Origin of the sequence: Marinobacter sp. G11, from assembly GCF_021282325.1 — a bacterium.
Classification (GTDB): domain Bacteria; phylum Pseudomonadota; class Gammaproteobacteria; order Pseudomonadales; family Oleiphilaceae; genus Marinobacter; species Marinobacter vinifirmus.
In genome coordinates this window covers 89,561-109,800 of the sequence record NZ_JAJSPB010000012.1, presented here as the reverse complement: position 1 = coordinate 109,800, position 20,240 = coordinate 89,561, and the positions used below count along the sequence as shown (strand labels likewise).

Annotated in this window: 19 protein-coding genes; 3 read left to right on the top strand and 16 right to left on the bottom strand. The window is 51.5% G+C overall.

Annotated features, from left to right (window positions below):
- Positions 1-304: 304 nt before the first annotated feature.
- The 8 genes from LWH94_RS09945 to LWH94_RS09910 all read right to left on the bottom strand — a co-directional run bounded on the left by LWH94_RS09945 (position 305) and on the right by LWH94_RS09910 (position 7,180).
- Positions 305-1,432 carry a phosphohydrolase gene (locus LWH94_RS09945; RefSeq protein WP_232902104.1) on the bottom strand — a complete coding sequence of 376 codons (1,128 nt, stop codon included), beginning with the start codon at positions 1,430-1,432 and terminating at the stop codon, positions 305-307.
- A 295-nt stretch (positions 1,433-1,727) separates the two neighbouring features.
- Entirely contained in the window at positions 1,728-2,738 is a 1,011-nt protein-coding gene (locus LWH94_RS09940) for a YqaJ viral recombinase family nuclease (RefSeq protein ID WP_232902103.1), read from the bottom strand.
- A gap of 63 nt (positions 2,739-2,801) precedes the next feature.
- A complete protein-coding gene (gene bet / locus LWH94_RS09935) occupies positions 2,802-3,803 on the bottom strand; it encodes a phage recombination protein Bet (RefSeq protein WP_232902102.1) in 1,002 nt (333 codons plus the stop codon).
- Between the two features lie 164 nt (positions 3,804-3,967).
- On the bottom strand, positions 3,968-4,384 hold the full coding sequence (gene ssb, locus LWH94_RS09930) for a single-stranded DNA-binding protein (RefSeq protein ID WP_269802547.1): 417 nt from the start codon (positions 4,382-4,384) through the stop codon (positions 3,968-3,970).
- A 59-nt stretch (positions 4,385-4,443) separates the two neighbouring features.
- The gene (locus tag LWH94_RS09925; protein WP_232902101.1) at positions 4,444-5,091 is read right to left on the bottom strand and encodes a hypothetical protein; all 648 of its coding nucleotides are present in this window, start codon (positions 5,089-5,091) and stop codon (positions 4,444-4,446) included.
- Positions 5,092-5,103: 12 nt separating this feature from the next.
- Positions 5,104-6,072, bottom strand: a complete 969-nt coding sequence (locus LWH94_RS09920; protein WP_442914984.1) for an AAA family ATPase — start codon at positions 6,070-6,072, stop codon at positions 5,104-5,106.
- A gap of 223 nt (positions 6,073-6,295) precedes the next feature.
- Positions 6,296-6,481, bottom strand: a complete 186-nt coding sequence (locus tag LWH94_RS09915; protein ID WP_232902100.1) for a hypothetical protein — start codon at positions 6,479-6,481, stop codon at positions 6,296-6,298.
- A gap of 285 nt (positions 6,482-6,766) precedes the next feature.
- Positions 6,767-7,180, bottom strand: coding sequence for a hypothetical protein (locus LWH94_RS09910; RefSeq protein ID WP_232902099.1), 414 nt, complete (start codon positions 7,178-7,180; stop codon positions 6,767-6,769).
- A gap of 294 nt (positions 7,181-7,474) precedes the next feature.
- On the opposite strand from LWH94_RS09910, the gene LWH94_RS09905 reads away from it, so the two are divergent.
- The 3 genes from LWH94_RS09905 (at position 7,475) to LWH94_RS09895 (ending at position 10,219) form a co-directional block, all read left to right on the top strand.
- On the top strand, positions 7,475-8,200 hold the full coding sequence (locus LWH94_RS09905; RefSeq protein WP_232902098.1) for a hypothetical protein: 726 nt from the start codon (positions 7,475-7,477) through the stop codon (positions 8,198-8,200).
- Positions 8,201-8,354: 154 nt separating this feature from the next.
- Positions 8,355-9,248 (top strand): hypothetical protein, encoded by an 894-nt coding sequence (locus LWH94_RS09900; RefSeq protein WP_232902097.1) that lies wholly within the window; start codon positions 8,355-8,357, stop codon positions 9,246-9,248.
- A 113-nt stretch (positions 9,249-9,361) separates the two neighbouring features.
- The gene (locus tag LWH94_RS09895; protein WP_232902096.1) at positions 9,362-10,219 is read left to right on the top strand and encodes a hypothetical protein; all 858 of its coding nucleotides are present in this window, start codon (positions 9,362-9,364) and stop codon (positions 10,217-10,219) included.
- Between the two features lie 53 nt (positions 10,220-10,272).
- Here LWH94_RS09895 and traN read toward each other — a convergent pair whose 3' ends face one another.
- From traN to LWH94_RS09855, 8 genes are all read right to left on the bottom strand, one after another.
- Positions 10,273-13,137, bottom strand: a complete 2,865-nt coding sequence (traN, locus tag LWH94_RS09890; RefSeq protein ID WP_232902095.1) for a conjugal transfer mating pair stabilization protein TraN — start codon at positions 13,135-13,137, stop codon at positions 10,273-10,275.
- 168 nt (positions 13,138-13,305) lie between these two features.
- Positions 13,306-14,313 (bottom strand): TraU family protein, encoded by a 1,008-nt coding sequence (locus LWH94_RS09885; RefSeq protein WP_232902094.1) that lies wholly within the window; start codon positions 14,311-14,313, stop codon positions 13,306-13,308.
- Positions 14,310-14,993, bottom strand: coding sequence for an EAL domain-containing protein (locus tag LWH94_RS09880; protein ID WP_232902093.1), 684 nt, complete (start codon positions 14,991-14,993; stop codon positions 14,310-14,312). Before LWH94_RS09880 ends, LWH94_RS09885 begins: the two co-directional genes overlap by 4 nt.
- The gene (locus LWH94_RS09875) at positions 14,990-16,249 is read right to left on the bottom strand and encodes a TrbC family F-type conjugative pilus assembly protein (protein ID WP_232902092.1); all 1,260 of its coding nucleotides are present in this window, start codon (positions 16,247-16,249) and stop codon (positions 14,990-14,992) included. The genes LWH94_RS09880 and LWH94_RS09875 overlap by 4 nt, the downstream gene beginning before the upstream one ends.
- A complete protein-coding gene (locus LWH94_RS09870; RefSeq protein WP_232902091.1) occupies positions 16,212-16,727 on the bottom strand; it encodes a S26 family signal peptidase in 516 nt (171 codons plus the stop codon). Before LWH94_RS09870 ends, LWH94_RS09875 begins: the two co-directional genes overlap by 38 nt.
- Positions 16,724-17,041, bottom strand: a complete 318-nt coding sequence (locus tag LWH94_RS09865; RefSeq protein ID WP_232902090.1) for a hypothetical protein — start codon at positions 17,039-17,041, stop codon at positions 16,724-16,726. Before LWH94_RS09865 ends, LWH94_RS09870 begins: the two co-directional genes overlap by 4 nt.
- 10 nt (positions 17,042-17,051) lie before the next feature.
- Positions 17,052-19,502, bottom strand: coding sequence for a type IV secretion system protein TraC (gene traC / locus LWH94_RS09860; RefSeq protein WP_232902089.1), 2,451 nt, complete (start codon positions 19,500-19,502; stop codon positions 17,052-17,054).
- Positions 19,499-20,209, bottom strand: coding sequence for a DsbC family protein (locus LWH94_RS09855; RefSeq protein ID WP_232902088.1), 711 nt, complete (start codon positions 20,207-20,209; stop codon positions 19,499-19,501). The genes traC and LWH94_RS09855 overlap by 4 nt, the downstream gene beginning before the upstream one ends.
- Between the last annotated feature and the right edge of the window lie 31 nt (positions 20,210-20,240).

The window sequence follows — 20,240 nt, the reverse complement described above, 5'->3', positions numbered from 1 at the left end:
CTCCCACTTGAGGCGAAGGACTTCTTTGATTTTACGCATGGATAACCTCTTCGCTGGCATCTGACCCTCTCCGGATGAAAAGGAGCAGAGTACCGTTAGTTATCCCGCGCCGGACGTTTTGATGGGGAAATCAGGCAGCCTGCCAAGGTGGCAGCTTTGCCGTGGAATCAGTGGCAGCTTTCGCGTGGAATGGGTGGCAGGCTTCGTCTGGAATCAGTGGCAACCTTGGTCTGGAATACGCACTGGAATTGCCTTTTTCGGGTGCAGATCAAAAAATCCTGCCCCGGAGGGCAGGATTCAACGGTTAGCTTGCGCCCGCAGAGACACCGCTAAAGGCTCCGGCAGGTAGCGTCCAGCTTTGTCCTTCCGGAACGAATATGGGTAGCTCGTAGTCATGACGACTCGCCTGGCGAAGTGCCTGCTCATCATCAATCTTCAGGGGTTCAGCCAACCTTGCTCTTTCAACAACCGTTTTGCCATTTCGACTGATCGCGGTGCCAAACTGCTCTTCGTATTGAGCAATTTCCTGGACGCGCTCAGGCCAATAATGGGCAATGGTCGCCCAAATACGGTCGCCGTTGAAAATGCAGGTTTGGCAACTGGATCTCCCCCACCCTAGTCGATAAGGCACTGGAGGGTTGATCCGCCAATCACACAGCATTTCCCATACTTCCTCTTCGCTCAGGTGCAGAACCGGCCTCCATGCATCCACATGGCGAGGCTTTAGTGGTCTGGCACTCTTGCGAACAGTATCAGTTGAATGCGGCTCCAACTGATTATATTTCGCCCGATTGCTGGATTCCTGCCGCCTCTCTCCAGTCACGAATAACACCTTTTTGTCGATGAATCGTTCCTGGCAAGTCAGCGCCCGGCGGCCAACGTCGATCTTCAGCGCACTGGAACACCAGCGCGTCTGGAGGCTTGCCGCTTGTTGCGGGAATCTCAGGCGAGTTGCCTCTTTTGCTGCGTTTCGCGGTAGCTCAACAACACCGTCCGGTGTTCCAACGAGGTGAGGATGGCTTCGGGAATTATGCTTGAGCATTTCCCCTTTGAACCCATGCTTCAACCACGAGCGGTACAACGGCATATCGAGAGCTTCTGCCAACTTAACGCAGTAATCGTCTATGAATGGCCAGTCCATAAAGCTGTCAGCAGCTTCGAGCCCATCTACCAAATGATGCCAAAGCTCAATCCGGGATGCCGGAAAGCCTCGATCCAAAAGGTACTTGAGCGCCGCTAACGAGTCTTTGCCACCGGACATACATATCACTGCAATATCATAATCAAGCTCAATGTCAGGCGCGTCGAAAAACACCCCCGGCACGGCTGGCTGACGCGCAATAATGTCCTTCGGCTCAAGGCCAAAGAGATTCATTTGTGCATCAGGTATTACCACACGGTCGTCGTAGACATCGGATAAAACGTTGTCCATAAGGAACCTCCATGAGTAGGGTTCACCGACTCCCGTCAGGGGCCGATAAACCTGGCTTTCTCTCTCCGGATGGGAGAGGTGATTTCAGGGGAACGCTCAAGACCGGAGTCAGGGCGTGTTTCATCAGGAAGGAGTCCAGAGTGTTCACTCTGGATTGATTGATCTGCTGTTTGTTTTCAGAGGCCAGCTACCTACTTTTCACTCTCACAGTGAGAGCAAAACCGCCTTTCCGGTGGGGATTGCTGCATCAGTGCAATCCCCACGGGAAAGGGGGCTTGCGCCCCCAAACCAGCCGTTAAAACCAAAAGGTTTCGGCTTCTTCCGGCACGTTTTCCAGAGGGGCTAAGGCCTCCTCATCAACGATGTACCGTGGTTTCACTGAATCCGTAACCGTGACACGGCACCGCTCGGATGCATTATCTCGGTACTTTTCCAGATCATCTTCAGAAACGCTTGCAGCCTGTTCGGCCAACAGCTTCTTGTAATTCACCCGACCAGCCACTTTGTAACGAGTGACCATCACGCCGCCAAAGTCAGCATGAAAGTATTCACCCATCAGCGACTTCATTTCGTCCAGAAGAGGCTTCTGTTTTTCCTGAAGTTCAGCCAGTCGCTTCTTCAGCTCCTGAGCTTCGGCTTCATAAACACGATATTCCTCTGCTGCACTGATCCAGGCTTGAGCCTCTGATCCCTGGGGGATGAAGAGGTCTTTTTCTGGATCCTTCTCGGGTTCTTTACGCTTCTGGACAAGATCCCAAAACTCTTTGGCTTCCGCCAGCAAGTCCTGAATCATGGCCTCATCCCTGGGAATGACAAACTCCCGGATGTCGTCCTCGTACCAGAAGACCAACCACCCTTCTTTCGCCTCGGTGACTAGCAACTGGTGCTGCACCTGAGCGTAGTAGAGCTGGTATGGCTTGCTGTTTGTTCCGTTAGCGCAAACGTCATCCCAAACGCTTTTGCTGGGGCATTTGAGCTCAACCGGTTTCCCATCCGAAGAAAGACCGTCCAGAGACGCTCTCATCAAAGGATATTGTTCCGATTGAACACAGGCAGGAAGGAGCAAGTCGTCATGCTTTTCCTCAACCGCCTGGCGAGCCCGGTCTTCGTTTTCCACCCCACGACGAACGAGAGGATTCAAACTCAGATCGACTTCACGGGCATAGCCCGTTTTTTCTGCCCACAGCCGCCAGCGAGTTTTGTACGGTGACCGGCCTAGAAGAATGGTTGCGTCAGTGGCGGTGATGCCACCTCTGCGCCATTCAAGCCAATCATCGTCTCGTTGGGACAAGTTGACGATTTTCATTGATCTCTCCTCGGTTAGAGGGAGATCCCCCCAACAGGGGGAAATCTCCCTGTTGGGGGTTACTTACTGCTCGCCCTCCTCATCACCGGCAAAGAAGTCATCTTCACCAGGCAGAGGCGGCTGTTCAGCCGATTCACTGGATTGTTCATCTGTGAAAGTAGAGTTTCCACCACTTTTCGCAGACTCAGCCTCCAGCTCAGCTTTGAGCTCCTCGGCGGTTCTCACAGGCGGCTCCATCGCATCCAGCTCACGATCCCGGAGGAACTGAACGGCATACTCAAGCTCCGCACCCTTGAAACGCTCTTCTGCATACTGGTGTGCCGCACTCCAGGCATTAGCCTGAACAGCACGACTCGCCAGTTTTTGCAGGATCGGATCCATTTTCTTATGGTCGATCTGAAGCGGTTGCCGGGAGGTTTCTACAGCCGATGGCGGCAGATTAGCAATAGCCGGGTTGATGGCCGTTGCCTGGTTCATTTCACGGATACGCTCCGCTTCGTCCTGATCGTAGATACCGCAGAAGCCGAAGGCTACGCGGGAACACTGAATCAAAGACTTGTGCCGGAGCTGCCGCTTAGTGTGAGTCTGCCAGGGGCCGTCAACAGTGAATGCACCATTGCGACCTTGGCCCTGGAAAGGCTCACGATACACTTCATCAAGGAACTCCCGAATCCGAATGGGACGCGACCGATCTTTACGATAGATCACCGTCTCAATCCAGACAGGGCATTCAACTTTTGCACCCGGCATTTTGACCATCTGATCCGCGTAAACGAATTCGATGCCATCATACTGAGGGTGCTCATTGATGATGCGACTCCAACCATCAACACCCACTACCGGGATGATTCCGTTCTGTTTATCAGGAAACGCATAGATTTCCTTGGTGAACGGGTTGAGGTTGTATTGTTCCGACACGACCAACAAAGCCATCATCTGCTCGTTGGTCGGGGCGGATCCGTCACGCTGCTTAAACGCGGTTGCTTTCAGTGTGTCGAAGAACTTTGCGCTATCTACGCCATACCGATCAGCAATGCGAGTAACCAGTGATTTTTTATCTGTCATGATGCTTCTCCTCTGTCCTGAACGGACATTAGTTGAGGGGCACCATGACCCCCTGGGGGCTGGTGCCCCCAAGTGGGGTTTCATAAAGAGATCAGGGCGCGTCGAAACACACCCTGACTAGGTTTTGGATTGCGAAATCAACAGCCTTCCATCCAGCACAAGGCCTAGACGGGGATAGCATCGTCATAGTAGCTAAGCCCGTCGCAATTCCCGGTTGGTTGTGGCTGCGGTTCTTGTTCTGTCGGCTCTTTTTTGGGATCGAGCATTATCATCTCCCAGCATTGAACCTCAGTGGTTTGACGCTCAACACCATCCTGGCCAGTCCACTTTCGGGTACGATTTTTACCCTCCAGATAGACCTTGGAACCCTTTTCCAAGAAGTCCCCAGCCAGTTCGGCCAAGCGTCCTTTCAGTACCACTCGATGCCATTCAGTATGCTTTCGCGGTTCGCCTGTTTGACGATCTTTCCAGTGTTCACTGGTCGCCACAGACAAATTCGCAACTGCATCACCGCTCGGCATGTAGCGGACATCTGGATCAGCACCCAAATTGCCAACCAATGTGACTTTGTTAACTGACATATTTCACCTCCGGTGGTGAGGAAGGCCTGCCCTTTCAGGAAGACCATCCCCTGTTTTGTTTAGAAATAACAATCTTCGATTTCGGATTGAATGGACGACCAATCTACTTGCTTTTCCGCCAGGCCGAGTTTTACGGCATCGGCGCGAGCAGCATCATAGTCGAACCCCATCCGTTCAATGACAGGCTCAAGCGAACTGAAGTTGACGTATTCAACGGTGTTGCCTTGTTCGTCACAAAGCGTCACCAGGGAATCGTCGGCACCAGGCCACTCACTGCGAAACCGCTCCTGTAAGCAGATCAACATGAGTAGTGGCTTATGGCCATTCTCGGGTTTGATTTCGCCTGCCCCTTCCAGAGTGAAAGGGTGAAGGACGTTCTCGCCAAGACTGGAATCCACCTTCAGCTCGAATCCGCTGTCATCAGCCATCAAAATTTCTGGCATGATTTCAGTGGATTCGTCTTTTCCTGTTTTTTTCAATTTCACGGAGAAACCAAGTTTCTCCCGGTTTTTGTAGAAAACACCCGTGATGAAGCCCAGAAGGAGCCGTTTGGCTCCTCCTTTATTTGCAATGCTTCTAGGTGTGGTTATGAGCCAATTAATTACGCCAGTTCCAGACTTTTTTGCGTTTACCATCGCATCACCCAGATTATCTGGCTGAAGCTCAGGGTTTGTCTGTTCTGACGCAACAAAAGGTTTGTTGGTCATAATCGCCCCCTATCAACGCCACAGATCACCAAACACATCTTTCGCAATACGCAGGATCGCTTCACCTTCCTCGTTAGAGGTGCGGGTCAGCAAGGATTGATCCAGCGCATACTTGAGCGTGTTAGGCGCTCCCCGGAACTGGAGAGTGAGCTTTGCCCATCGCACAAGGTTACGAGTGGACATTGTGACGCCGATCTGACCGTCATCGCCGTTCTCACCGACAAACAGCTTCCGGATTTCATTGGCGGTTTTCACCATGCCTTTCCGGATGCCTTCATTCAGTGTCGGAGCTACACGACCGAGAATTCCCAGCTCAGTAGCTTCGTCGGGATACCCGACTTCGATAAAGCGATAACGATCCATTGCAGCGATGTTTTGCATCATTACCCCCTGGTACAGACCAGACGCATCACCAGAACCTGTTGAGTTACCGGTGACAACTACCCGAAACATCGGGTGAGGCTTGATGATTTCACCGCCATTTTGGGCGATAACCAAAGGACGACCTTCCAGAACATCATTCAGTCCTGAAAGCTCGGCTGGATCAGCCAAATCCACCTCGTTGATGAGGAGGATGTGTCCTTTCTTCATGGCAACTGCCAAGGGGCCATACATAAACTGCATGACCGGGGGTTCACCTGGCTTGGGAGAGACAAGCGCGTGGTGCCCAATCAGGTCAGTCAGCTCCATCCGACCATTGGCCGTGATTTGCTGAACTGGCCAGAAAAGGCGAGCTGCTATCTCTGTGATGCCAGAGGTTTTGCCTGAGCCCGTAGGCCCGGTGACATAAAGTGCATCACCGAACGGGTTTTTCAGGAAAGCGGTTACTTCCCGGATAAACTCCTTTCGGAACACGTAGGTTTCGTCTTTCGACGGAATGTAAGGATCGTCGCTAGGTGCGAACCCGAAAGTTGTTACCTTCTCGGGAACATCCTGCATACCGAAAGCCTTACGGATTGAATATTTAACGACTTCAGTCATTTGGAGCACTCCTAATCAAAATCAGGGCGCACCAATCCCCCCACCGGGCTGGTACGCCCCTGGTGGGGTTAATGAAATTTGCTGTTTCTTTTCAGAGGCCAGCTACCTACTTTTCACTCTCACAATGAGAGCAAAATCTGCTTTCCAATGAACTTGTCATTAGAAAACAGACTTGGTTTTCAGGTTGAGGGCAGGAACGGGGCTCCTGCTGGAGCCCTGTTCCTTAGACGACAAATGCGGCAATCTCGTCCTCCGCTCCGATAACTTTGCGGCTTCTGGCCCAGATCTTCAGAATCTTGAGAGCTTGTTCCACGCTTGAGAACAGCTTCGGATTGACCCTGATCTCTCGACCATCGTTCAGGTACAGCTTGCCAGCACAGTCGTCATAGAAGTGAATATCACCTTTCATCTTGTTTTTCCTCTTGGCCCACCTCCAAAAAGCACTTCAAAAATGCCCTTTGGGGGTGGGCCAAAAGGCCCACGCGAAAGGTGCTTCAATTTAGAATCAACCGCCACGAACCATCTTGCGGAAGGGCTTAGCCACATACCAACCAGAGATGACGCAAGCAGTGAATACAAGTTCAATACCAAACATGATGTGTTACTCCTCGAATTGAGGGGGCAACACATCCCCATCAGGAGTGTTGCCCCTGACGGGTTTAGTTCAGTTGTGAGCTCCGAAAGGAGCTTTTATTTACCAGACAAGGACGTTGCCCTTGCGGATGAAGGCTGGAACCTCAAATTGATCCCAGTCGATCTCAGGCTGCGGCTCGGAAAGAATCACAGTCTGAGCATCTTCCTCAACAGCATCCTGTTCAGGTTGCTCTTTGGAAGACTTCTTTTGCATGACGGCCTTTACAGACCGTGTAGCGGCAACAGCTCCGAAGCAGATCCACTTGGCAGTGAAGCGTGAAGTCGGAACAATTGCTTTGTTGTAGCCGAACTGAGATGTGCGGCTGACAACCAATTGCACACGCTGAAGAGCGCACACAACGGCCTTATGCAACTGTCGTGTCAGATAACGGAAAGCCATAGCAAAAGCCCAGGCAGACACACCCAACAAAGCGATAGTTACGGCAAGTGCTACAAAATAGAAAAGCAGATACATGATGATGCTCCTGAATTTGGAGGGAGCATCACCCGACCGGGGAGATGCCCCCGGATAGGGAAGGTTTCATAGACCTGCGCCATACGGCGCTATTTCAAATTGCTGTTTGTTTGGAGAGGCCAGCTACCTCATTTAGCCGCAGCGCGACTAATTACCCTCAAATATACCTCAAATTATTCTGGTGTAAACCGCTCTATTTGTCCTTTTTGGGCGGAAACACGTTTCTCCCTTCCGGATCTTCACCGGTAACCTTTCCAGTGCGTTTACTGATCGCATAACCGATGGAGATGGATCATGGCAGAAGCAATCGCTGTAACGAACGAACAACAGTCAAACCGCCCCGAAGCCTCGCCACAGGCTGAACGTCAACCGTATTCTCGCCCGGTATTCCGGCAGAAGCTGGTTGTGAACTCTCTTCAGGCACAACGGGTCATGGAGCGTAGTTTCGACCGGGTTTCCAGTGCCCTTTTCTCCCTGGATGTAATTCTGCGGATTATTGGTGACCAGGAGGAAATTGATCAGGTCGAAGAGATCATCCAGAACCATATCAGTGCCACTTCCGAGGAAATGGACAATGCAATGAACCAGCTCAGGAAGATCATGGCTGACAATGGCATTGACGCTGTTCCCGGCTACAGCGCCCCGGCTGAATACACCATTGAAATCACCTCTCCCCAGGTGGCCCAAATTGCCCGGCTTATCCGTAGCCTTGATGAGCTGATGAGTCTTGTCGATACGCTATGGCTGAACAGCATCCTGAGCAGTCAGCAGCGTTCTGACGCAACATTCCAGTGGCAGCAACGACTGATCAAACTCGCCGGGAAGATCATTGGCATTGAGAAACGGGCCAGAATTTCCGCCCACAGTAAGGGCAAGGAAAAAGAAGTGGCAGAGGCGGCCCCGGAACAGGAAACAACTGATCCAGAACTTTCCCGCGAATCCGAGTCCAGCGACGAGGAAAACCAGACCACAAAACAGAAGAAGGCTAAGGATAAAGAAAAGGAGACTAAAGCCGCGTAACGTTTACTATCCAGTAGTTGTGCTCCGTAAATCCCTAAGCGAAACCTCGCTCTTTCCCCTCACTTGTTTGAGGGGTTTTTTTTGGCCAGCGTTTAGCTAGAATCATTTTTTGACCCTATAAACCGAGTCAGTATCCATGCAAGGAGTAAGCGTCATGCGATATATCACCCGATTGTCAGCTCTTCTATTCCTGTCCGTAACAGCCGTTTCAGGACTCTCCGGATGCGCCTCAAACGGCGCGTCAAACGGCGCGTCAAGCGACACGCCAATGATGTCCGAACAAGGCTACCGACTAGACAGATCCGGTGCCTGGAACCAAGCGAATGCGGCGGGCTTAACCGGCGTTGAAGACCTCACTATCTCCGGCAGCACACGGCGAAGCACCGCTGTTGCGATGGCAATGTCACAGATTAACCAAGGCCACTACAACGCCATAACCTGGCAAGCTATGGGGGTTGACCGCACAAAGGAATTCCAGACCAAGGGCAACGCCCCAGAAACCAAAAACCACCTATTTGCATGGATGCCTCTCGATCAGGCTGATTCTGTGTCTGATGCTCACAAGCTCCTTTTGACTAAAGCCACAGAGGCTGTCACTCGCACCATGGAACGCGGGCAAATGCCCCATTTCGTCAAGAGGGACGGTTCACGAGCTACTATTTTCTTCTCTGCACAGGACTGGAAGTGCCCCGCCGTGACATCCAGAGACAATCCTGGTGCTGAATCTTGCAGGGTTACGATCCACATTGCAGAGCCAGAGAAAACGCTCGCGCCAGAGTTCCTGATAGGCCAGGAAGGCGACCGATATGCCTTCACTCCCAATACCGCTGACGCTCGAAGCTATATTGAGCTGGAATTAGGCGAAAATTCTCAAGCTCACGAGATTCAGTTTTATGAGGCTGTAAGCGAGGAGCTGCCCAACTATAGCTTCCTTTATATTGCTCCAGGCCAAGTCCAGAACTTTGCCGGTGTATCCATCCCTTTCCCGTACATCCTTCATCTAGGCAACCTGATGCCATTCATCATCCCCGAGGACTTGAAAGGATAAGGATTCTGCGGGGCTTTCACATGTGAAAGTCCCTCAGATCGCTTTCACAGTTGCATTTTTTGCGTTCTTGATACTATGGAACTGACCTTTACGAATTTTCAGGAGAAGTCCAAATGAAAAATCTGTTCGCTGTAACCGCGCTGGTTGCCTCTATGACACTCACTGGTTGCGCCTCTATGTCAGCGCCTTATGAGTACCAGGAAAGCCACAGCGAGGCCTACAACATCGCCAGAGCCGGTGGTTTGGTTCAGGACATTGAAGACACCGAAGTTCCGGCAAATAAACTTGGCTCCATCACTGAATCTATGGCGAACGTTGGCTTTGTCAGTGCCGGATATATGAAGCCACAACTTGGCATGACATCATGGCAAACAGTGGGGGTTAACGCTCTCAGTATCCTTTCAGAGCCGGATTCCCATGGTGCCCGAAATAGCATGATGGCTTGGATGCCGATGGAGGAGGCGAAATCACAACAAGCTGCTCAGGAGGAATTTCTTTCACATGTGAAAGTTGCGGTGGCCGATGCGCTGAATGACATGGGAGCAACCCACGAAACGATTTACGACCGGAAAGGTACTGTTGTCGTCCACTTCATCAATAATGATTGGGACTGCCCGGCTTATGAGAAAGGAGTTACCGATCTTGAAGATTTGTGCCAGGTTCGCTTTCAGGTTTATGAGCCTCGCACCGCGCCAGCACCCAGCTTCATTACACAAACCAACACGGGTGAAGAGCGATACGTTTTTTCATCTGGTCACGGGAGAAAATATCATCGCCTGAACTTACTGGTTAACGACAACAGCTCAGTGCCAGAGAGCGAGCTTTACGCCAACATTAGCAAAGGCATGCCAGACTGGTCATACCTGTATCTGGCTCCCGGAAAAGTGAAGACTGGCGAAGGCAAAACGATTGAGTATCCGTACATTCTGAATCAAGGCAAGGCAGAGCTGTTTTTGATTCCCAAGTCCTAACCTCTTTGCCCTTTAAGTACAAAACCCGGCTGAATAGGCCGGGTTTTTTATCCTTATTGCTGCTGGGCTCCAGGTATATACCCGTTACCCCCAGGGTTAATTGGGATCATTTCACTGGCTTCCACACGCTTGCCATCAACATCTATGTCGTCTATTCGATTCATAGCCCGCACATCCGCAGGTTCACGGTCACCGTGGATGTTGAAGTCACTTCCCGAACCAGTCAGGGAATCCATCGAGATGTTACCCGCTTCCGGGAAGTGACCATTTTGCTGAAGAATGGCCAGCCACTCATCCAGATTGATCTCATCCCAATTGATCTCTGAAATCCGATCCAGAGGTATTCCACCACAATCAGGGTTTTTGGTTGGGCCAAACGGTCGAGCTGAAGTCCCCATGCCAAGCTGCGGCCTTGCTTGCTCCTGAATGATCCGAGAAAGCGGCGAATTGAAACAGCAGTACACCTGCCGTTTCTCAACGCAAGCTCCCAGCACTTCGCTCTTGCAATACGACCCCACCTTCGAGCAAGCATCCGTAGCGCGTTTGGTGTTCATTTCTAGCTCTTCCTGTTCACAGGCCCAGACCATCTGGATCACTGCGACAGCGACGACATAGACCGTGTATATCGTCATTGCCGCCCCGAGCATCGAGGCGGCCTGAGTCGCCATCTCGGTCATTGCCTCCTCAGCAGCCCGGTCTGCCGCTGCGGTGGCCGCTGCCTCTGTTGCTCCATCTTCAGCCAGGTTCCCCATGACTTCCTGGAGCATCTTCTTCGCTTGTTCTTTGAGCTCTTCGATTAACTGATTTTTAAGCTCTTCGATGGGCGACCACACCTGCTCCATGGCACCGGAGATGTTGTCCATGTAACTGGTGAACGGCTGAGATACCTCTGTCCAGGCGTTCATGACTGGCTCTCTGAGTCCCTGGTAGGCGCTTTTAACGACATTACCATCCGACAGTGAACGCACGGCCCCATCGAGCTTGGGCACCGCCATGATCATGTTCAGGTAGTCCGCCATGCTGACGTTAGAAGGTTTTTCGCAACAATCAGATACGCCACCCACGGCTATCTTGCACTCACCAGGCTCACCGCCAAACGCTGAACACTCGACGTTCTCAGTTCCAGTTGCGTTACCTTCTTCGTCTTGCCCTGAACAGGTCATGTCTTGGGTCATAAACTGTGCAGCATTGAGCAGAGCTGAGGCTTTGGCAAAGTTACCGGTTTGGTCATTTGATTGAGAGGGATCCAGACAATCATCCCCCATGCAGCGGATCGCTCCGGCGCACTGATATTCGGTGTTTTTCTCTACGGTATCTATGTCTACACTCGAACCACAGTCCCATGTCTCTTCCTGCACGTAACAGACACCGGAATTGCCTTTGGCACCCTCGACACACTCCGAGCTAATGTAGCCGCATTGAGGGTTTTCTTCATATTCCGTGCAGGTATTGAGGTTCCCACCATCATTAACGGGACAGACCTCTTCCCCATTGATGTCTGTGTAACACTCAAGATCACCTTTGTAGAAATCGTAGTCAGCCGTAACAGCGACTTTCTTGCAGAGATTGGGAATGCCGGGTAGTGGCGAAGGCTTCAAGCTGCTCTGGCAGATTTTAATGCCGTTGGTGAAGGTGCATCCCTCTGCGTTTCTCGGATCATCGACGCAGCTAAAGCTACCTTCAGCAAACCCATCTGCCACGCCCAAAGCCGATTCAATGCATTCGTCTGGCGACCATTCATCACGGATGATTGCCTGAGATGGGTCGTATTTGACCTTGATTCGGCCAAAGCCTTCACCACCGCCAGTTACAGAAACCCGAATTTTGAAGTTCAAAACTGAGTTTGGGTCTGCATTCTTAAAGATGTTGGTCAGGTTTACGTTAGGATTTTTCGACCAACTTGTTGAAAGCTCACATGCACCTGCTGTTTCGGGAGGGAAATTATTATTCGGGCCTTGCCAGACTTTAACTTCTTTCCCTGGCTCCCCTACCCAGACTTGCATGTAATCGTCCCATTTTGCGTACTCCAGTACCGCTGAAGTGATCGCATCCGGGTTCACGACTTTAACGGCAGTATGCTCCTCATAAATCTTGCAGCTTCCGCCCCAATAGTTGTCCCCCACCTTGCCGATCCAGAGCCTCGAACACCCATACTCACCATCACACGGCTTGAGGTTATATGGGCCGTCATGGTGTTTTATGACCGCAGCCTCATAATCATGCACAATCTCACAAGTGCCACTTTTATCCGTTACCCGCTGACAGGTTTCATATTCCGGGTTATGGACAGACATGGTGATGTCGTTGAAGGTTGTTTCAGCGGTACAATCTCCGAACCCTTCCGAAATAAGATCAATGTTGTCGTAGGTGTTCTTGGTCAGATCCATGATCGGATCATTACTGAAATCAGGGCGGCTCAGATTGGAAGAGTCCAGCAACACCTTGTAGGCGGCACCTGAAATAGACGGCGTATCGCTATGGGCATCTTCCCAGAGTGAATCCTTTGCCTCACCCCCGACTTCCCCCATTGCCTCTTCCGAGTCATGCATGTTCTCAAGGTCACCCACGTTCGGCGCAACACCATCGCTGAAATACTCAGACGCAAGCTGTGAGTTTTCGGAGTTCGTTCCCGGATAAAGATTGTTGACGCTGAACTGGCTGCCGCCTTGGTAGGTGAGATTCCCCTCTTCATCCCTTGTTGGAATCGAGACAGTGCCGTTCTGCACCTGGGCGGGAGTCGCGGACATTTCGCTCCCAATTTCCTTGGCGAAGGCCTGGCCTTCGCGTCCCAATTGCGAAATGAAGTCCTGGGCATCCACATTTGGCTGGTTCGCAGCGTATCCATGCAGCGGCATCATCGAAGTCGTGAAGCTCAGCAGGTACGCAAACGCCTTCAGAAATCGCGGGTAGTTTCTCATCGTTATCTCGACACACAGTTCATTCGTTTAAGCAAAAATATTACGAGAAAGCAGTCAGTATTTAGGTGTCTGGAATTGCCCAAAAAGGGCGCAAAGAGCTAACTGGCAGTAGGGATCCGGGAATGAAAAGCCCGGCTATTTGTTGCCGGGCTCCCTGATGGAATGGACTTAGGTGTTACAACAGTCGTTCCAGCGCCAGATCATGTAGATTGGATCCTGACCAATAGCTGGTATCGTGCGGCCCATTCCCCAAATCAGTGTGGACTCTCCAATCACATGATCAGAATCTGTTTCAGGCACCGGATGGAGCATGGTGAACTTGTATTGTGTTTTGGGCAGAGTTGGAACGAGCGTACCCTCACACATTGCATCCTCACCCATTGTGCCCCACGCCAAACCCCGCCGATGAAGCGCAGCAAGAACTCGTGTTTTAAGAAGGCTGCTATCCCGAATGACTCCCTTACCACCGTTCTGGTTACCACTTAGTGGGTATAGGGTGCCCCAGCTACCAGCGCACCAGAATAGAGACTTCAGGGGGCGTCCGGTACTTGCCGATACCGCATCAGCGGTGCATGCAAGCGTAGCCACTGGATTGGCCACCGCCGCCGCTTCTGGATTGGTGAAGAATGCCAGCTCATCGTTGTTCCAGGTCGGATCAAGTTCCGATAGGTACATGAGATCGAGCTCTACATAACCATCCGGGTTGCAGCTTTGCTTCACGAACATGTCCAGCATTTGCATGACCGGATAGGTGTAATAGTGATAGTGCATGAAAGACCCATCACCACCGTCATAGACCGCTTCGCCATGGTGGCCTTGATTCAATCGGTCTACCGGGAACTGTGATCCGTTCAAAACAGAAGAACAGCCGGGAACACGCTGGAACTCTACCAGTCGCGCCGGTTCCCACATTGATGTAGTCACGCCGGGCTGAGGCACACCCTGATTGTCCTCACACATACACAGCGGGCTATTTACTGCCTCATCGGGCATGTATCCAGCATCAGAAATAGTGGTGCCAGCTACTTTCAGCGGAAAAATGCATGTCCAGCAAATATCAGTCACCATTTTAGGGCCGATCACCTGTGCATCCTGGCAGCCGGGGTCTGCTACGGCCCGGCCAGACACCACTGCCAGGCTGCTGACGAACATGAGCGTTAAGAGAACTTTCTTCATTTTTCTGCTACTGCCCCCTGTTGTTCTACCGAAACACCAATGGCTTTTTCTGCGTCTCCATAATAAAAACCTTGATGCCAAATCAGCCCTTCTTCCATTGCCTTCAAAGCTATCCTGGCGTTCTCCACCTGCTCTCCGACAACAGACAAACCGGAATCGAGGCAGTACCGGATCGCGCAACGGTCTTCCGTATAGCCAGCCTGAAGCCTCTTCATGTCGAATTTGCATCCATCCCACGGGTAGTCAATGAGCCGACTGAATGTGGAATTTTCATGCCCGTAGTCATCCATGAACAGCAAGACATCCATGCCTTTGAGCGTGTTCCAGGAATGTTTTAGCAAGTCATTCGGTACAGTCTCAGTCACTTCACAACAAAGCTTTATGCCGGTTTGGGCCTGAAGCTTTCTCACCTTCACTGTCCACGAAAACAGGCACTCAGGGGAGCTCAACGTATCTGCTGACACGTTGATAAACAGGATGGGATATTTCGATTTAATGGTTTCCACATTGCGTAGCAGGTTTCTGAGAATCTCCTGATCAACGTCTAACCACTGTATCTTCTGGTTCAGATCACTTGGGCATACCCACTGACTGTTGTCACACCACCGGGCCAGTACCTCCGCGCCCACCAAGGAACCTGATTCCGCGCAATAGATAGGCTGAAACACAGGATGAATCATTGGTCGCCCTCCCGATCCGCCAGCTCCTCAACAACAAATTTGGTTCCATCAGCGGTAATGATTGACGGCACATACTCCAGCTCAAAACGCTGCTTTACATCTGGAGTCAGCAGGAATACCGGAGCATCGAAAGTGTCAGTGACTTCTGTATAGGAATCCCAGCCCTCATCCCGATCCAACTGCGTAACGATGTAGGTTACGGACTGAACCCCAGGCTGACGTTTGATGTCTGGCAGGCGGCTTTTGACTCTTTCAATCTGGTCTTCGTCCAAGGGATCCAGGACAACCACGGCCTGAGTGAACGAACGAATCTCCAGTGGATTGATTCTGTCACCCTGGCGGGCCACGACTTTGCCATCCGGTGTCAGAATGTCCTGCGTGATAACGACCGTGGGATCAACCTCGCGGGTTCTGTCTTCAGGGGCTTCAGCCAGAATCCTGAAGGTCTGTTTTTTCCAGAAGTTTTTCTTCGCGTTTTCTTTTTGAGCCTCCCAATCAATGTTGGCGAAGCGTTGTTTCATCAATTCAATGAGGTCTGGCTCACTGATTTGTTCTACGGGGCCACGCGCACCGAAGTCACCAGTTTCCCCCGCATCAACCTGCTCCTGGATCCAGTCCGGGTTAACAAGACCCGACACTCTGGCAATCTCTTCCGGCAACTCTTTGGTTAAGTTCAACTGTTCTTCCCGAACAATAATGGTTGGGACGGAGGTGACGTTGTATTCCTGAAACAAAACAGGGTTGATGACCACGTTTGGTACAGGATCGAGTTCCGCTGCAACATTTTGAATTTCCAGTAGAGCTTCACCCAGGTTGGCGTGTTCGGGGATCCCTCGGAAAACCACCACGCTATCGGGGTTCTGAGAGGCTGCAACGAGCACATCATTAAGCCCCTGCTTCCCAAGTGAGCGAGACGCAAAAATAAGAACAGGATCCTTCGAGAAGCGTTCTCTGGCCTTTTCCTCATCAGCCATACTTTTCATCGTCGGATTGCTCCGCTGCAACTGGCTGACGAGATCTCTGGCCTCCTGATGGGCTTGATTAAACTTTGCTGAGCTGGCGTTTAACCAGTCCGGAATCTCAACCTCTCTTGCCTTTTCAGATAAGGCTTTTGATTGCTGAACGATCTCCATATCCTGTTCGGTGAGAACCGATCCACCGGTTTCTGCGCGAGCATTTAGGCCAACCGCTGTCACTGCCAGTGACATCAGGGCGACCTTAGAAAAGGGGATACGCCCGGCCAATGATCTGATCATGTTTTACAGTTCCCCAATAACGTGAATCGAAGCTTTCACTACTGGTTCCCATGAACCAGTAGCTGTCCTCGCTCAAAGTGGTTTCACCAAAAAAGGCATCTTCTGGCTGGCCCAACTTTTCGGCATGCTTCAGCCCATAGCCCTGATACTCGCCGTTCACATAGACGTTCTTTTCTTTGCTGATTTCTACGTGATCACCTGGCTTGCCCCGCAAATACTTGACCATTTGAGTACCGTCTTCGTACACGGGCTCCAGCCCTTCCGCAGAGAAGGAATAAATTGCATCCCGTTTCAGCTCTGTATCCTTCGTATCAATCAGGTAGAAGGTGTAGCCAGGGATGCATTTCACGAGCTGCCGATCTATGCCAATGCGGTAACGGTCAGCAAAAGCCAGTCCTGCTGTGATAATCAGCACCAGGACAACGCCGGATTTGACGATAAATCGCGGCCAAGACTCTTTCTTGACCACCCACTTCATTGAATAACGTCCTCTGGCAAATACAGGTCATCAGGTGCCGCCACAACGGCACCCGCATCAATCACGAGATACCCGGCCTCATGAAGCTTTAACACCGCTTCATTGGTTTTCGTCATCAAACGATCCACTTCTTCAGGCGTTGCGCCTTCCGGGTAGTTCATGGCCATCGCGGCAAAATCCACAACAACCACAGGGGGGCTATGCGCCAACCGGTCATCCAGTGCAGCCTGGTTCTTCTCCATCAAAAGGTAGGAGGCTCCAGTACCCCCAACCGCGCCAAGGATTCCAGCAATTACGATTGATTTAATGTCCATCCTGAGCCTCCTAATGCACACCCCGGTCACGCATGACCGCATGTATCGCATCGGGCATACTCATGCCCTGCTTGGTGTACTGCGAAATAGCGTTAACGTCTCGCGGGTCGGTTGAGTAAAGCAGCTTCTGAAATTCGCCTACGATCAATCGTCCGACACCTACGCCAGTCTTTGACTTGATGAAGATCTCGGAATAGATGCCCTGAACGGTATGAACCGTCTTCAGAATGTTGAAGCCAGCTTCAGAGAGGGTGAGTCGGCCACTACGCTTGACCGATTCCACGGTTTCTTCGGTCTGCCCCAGCAGGTACATACTGGCTGAGTTTTCCGCGATAGCCCGGCCAACTGTGTTTTCATAGAGGTCGTTAATACTCTGTGTCGCAATGACAACGGAGCCGCCGTACTTCCGGAATTTCCGGTAGGCATGTTCCATGAAGACGGAAACCTCGCCTTCCTTGAGCAGATCCCAGGCCTCATCCACGATAACCACCTTCTTGCGATTACGCTCACCCAGGAACACTTCCTGTTGGATTTGATAGATAAGCTGGAGCAAGACCACCTGACGCAAGTGTTTCCGGCCCTGGAGTTCGTCCAGCTCCAGAACAGTGAATCTGTTCTGAAAGGACACATTGTTATCAAAAGCGAAGTATTTGCCGTAGCTGCCCTTTGAGGTAAACGGGAAAAGCTGGGTGCCAATGTCTTTCAATCGCTGATCCTGGTGCTCCTCCAGACACCGCTCTGCGATGTCATCCACCTTCATGGCCTTGCCCTTCTCATCCCAAACGTCCGACATGATTCGTTTGAGCGCAGAAATCTGCCATTCGGAGAGGTGCCCTTTCGCGGAGGCCATGGCGCTTACCAGGCTCACAATGGCGTCTTCTTCATCGGCGTAGTTCTCAACCAATTCAAAGGGGTTTAGGCAAACGCCAGTGCCATCCTCAAAGTGAACAAAGTCCCCTTCCAGAACATCACAGAGCTTTTCGTAGGATTTACCTGCGTCGATAACCCACACCTGAGCGCCTTCAGACAGGTAGGAACAGATCAGGTCGTTAGTCAGGAAGGATTTACCGGAGCCGGATTCCGCCGCGATCACCAAGTTTTTGTTGGTGTTACTGTCGTGAAGGGACAAACTCATGAGCTGGCCGTTCCTGGAAATCAGGGAGGTGTGGTATGTACCCGTGCCCTTCCATTCCGCGAACAGTGGTAAGAGCACCGCTGCCTGCTCAGTCGTCATGGTTTTATAACGGAACAGATCCTGAACGGTGTTTCGGTCTGTGCAAAGCGGCAGGTTGTTGACCAGCATTGGCAGAAGCACAAACTTGTCTTCCATCAGGTCAAAACGGGTTTCACGCCAGATGTTACGTGCGGCCATGGCCGCAGCATCGGCCCGTTCTTTGGTCGGCGCAAAAATGAGCATGGAATAGCTGATTTTGATCGGCTTCTGGCCTTCTTTCATCGAGTCATAAAGGACATCAAAGCCTTCCTTCTTGTCCGCCAGAATTGGCACGAACTTCAGCATCGGCCCATAGGCCTGGTTCACAGCGAATTGGCGCTTCCGATTCAGCGTTGCCTTCATCTTTTCCGGATCCGGGAAAAAGATGTTGGTGACGATCATGTAGTTCTCTTTGATGTTCGAGTTGCCACCGCTTATGTCACCGATATAAGTAATGGCATCACCAAAGTAGAAGACATCCGGAAGCTTCTTGGCGGAAAGAATTTTTACGTGTTGTTTGCCCAACTGAAGTTCGTTCTTGCTGAGCGTAATATCGGTGTCGTAGTCGAATACCTGCTCACAAATCGGGCGGTCGGTGTCCCAGCTTGTCGTTGTGTTCTGCCAGGATGGGTTATCCCCCCAATTGAGCATGGTGCCCATAATGCGAATGTACGAAACGGCAGTCATAGGACGAGGACGAAGACCGATACTTTGTAGCGACGATTCAACCTTGCCCCGAAGATCCGCCAGCTTGTTCATCTCATCTTCAGTTGGCTTGAAATCTTTGATCGGCATTTTCACCGTAACGATCAGTTTCGTGTCCTGAATCAAGCCGTTGTCGTAGAAGCCCTTGTCGTTCTTGGCGATGATCTTTTCATTCGTGTGGTTCTGAAGGAAGTTCACTCGCTCGTGAATCACCGAGGTCAGAAGCTCATCGTAGTGACCATCACGGAGCTCAACCATCCGGTTCAAATCCATCTTGATGTCAGGCGACCGGAAAAGGATGAACTGCATGGTGGATTGGGCGGGAAACTCCTGGTTCAGCATGCCAACCGTCCGCTCCTGCACTTTTTCCGTGGAGCTATAAAGCGGCTGGCAAATAAAGCCAAATCCCAGGGTTTTGTCTTCCATCAGGAACGCATATTCATCTTCGTCATACGCGAGCGTAGGGATGATTCCGGAGGCTCTGAATTCCTCCGGGATCACCTTCTTGTGAAGCTTTTTCTTTATCGAAACAATGCTATTCACTGCTTGCCCTCCAGCCAGTTTTCCAGCTCACTCGGCCTTCCTTTACTCATTCGCCCATCCGGTGCCACGACAAATGGGACGCCCTGCACATCCAGCAGCGTTGCCATCATCAGGGTCATGTCGTATTGGGCGGTGTCACAGCTTGTTTTTTGAGGCAGGGTTTCGAGGTCTTGGCTCATATATGCTTCCAGCGCATCTTCTCTGTCCTTGGCGCAGAAGACCTTGCGAGCCAGCTCGTTGGATTTTTCTCCCAGGGCGGGAACAACCACGAACTTGAAGGTGTAATCATCCCCCAGCTTTTCAGCATCCTTCATGAGTTTGTGGCAAACAGGACATTGGGGGTCAACGAACGCTACAACCTGCTTTTCACCATCCCCAATGCTCAGGGTGTTGTAGTCATCCAGATCCGCTCCCATGCGGTCGAAGTGAATTCGGGTGGCGGTATCTTCCATCTCCTTCATGGTGTCAACGGTATCTTTGTACCAGACATCATAAAGCTGTCCCCTCAGAACAAATCGCCCGTTCTCGGACAGGAACAGGATTTCACCATTGGCTTCAACTGCACGAACCTTTTTGATTGGCAGCTCTACAATAGCGTCCAGTTTGTTCTTTCCGGGGGCGAGATCCAGCTCAACCGCATGAGCACCAGTAATGGTTGAAAGTGACAGCCCCGCGATAGCGATGGCGTTAAGAATCTGTTTGCGCATAACTGTCCTCGTTGGGCGATGATTAAACGAG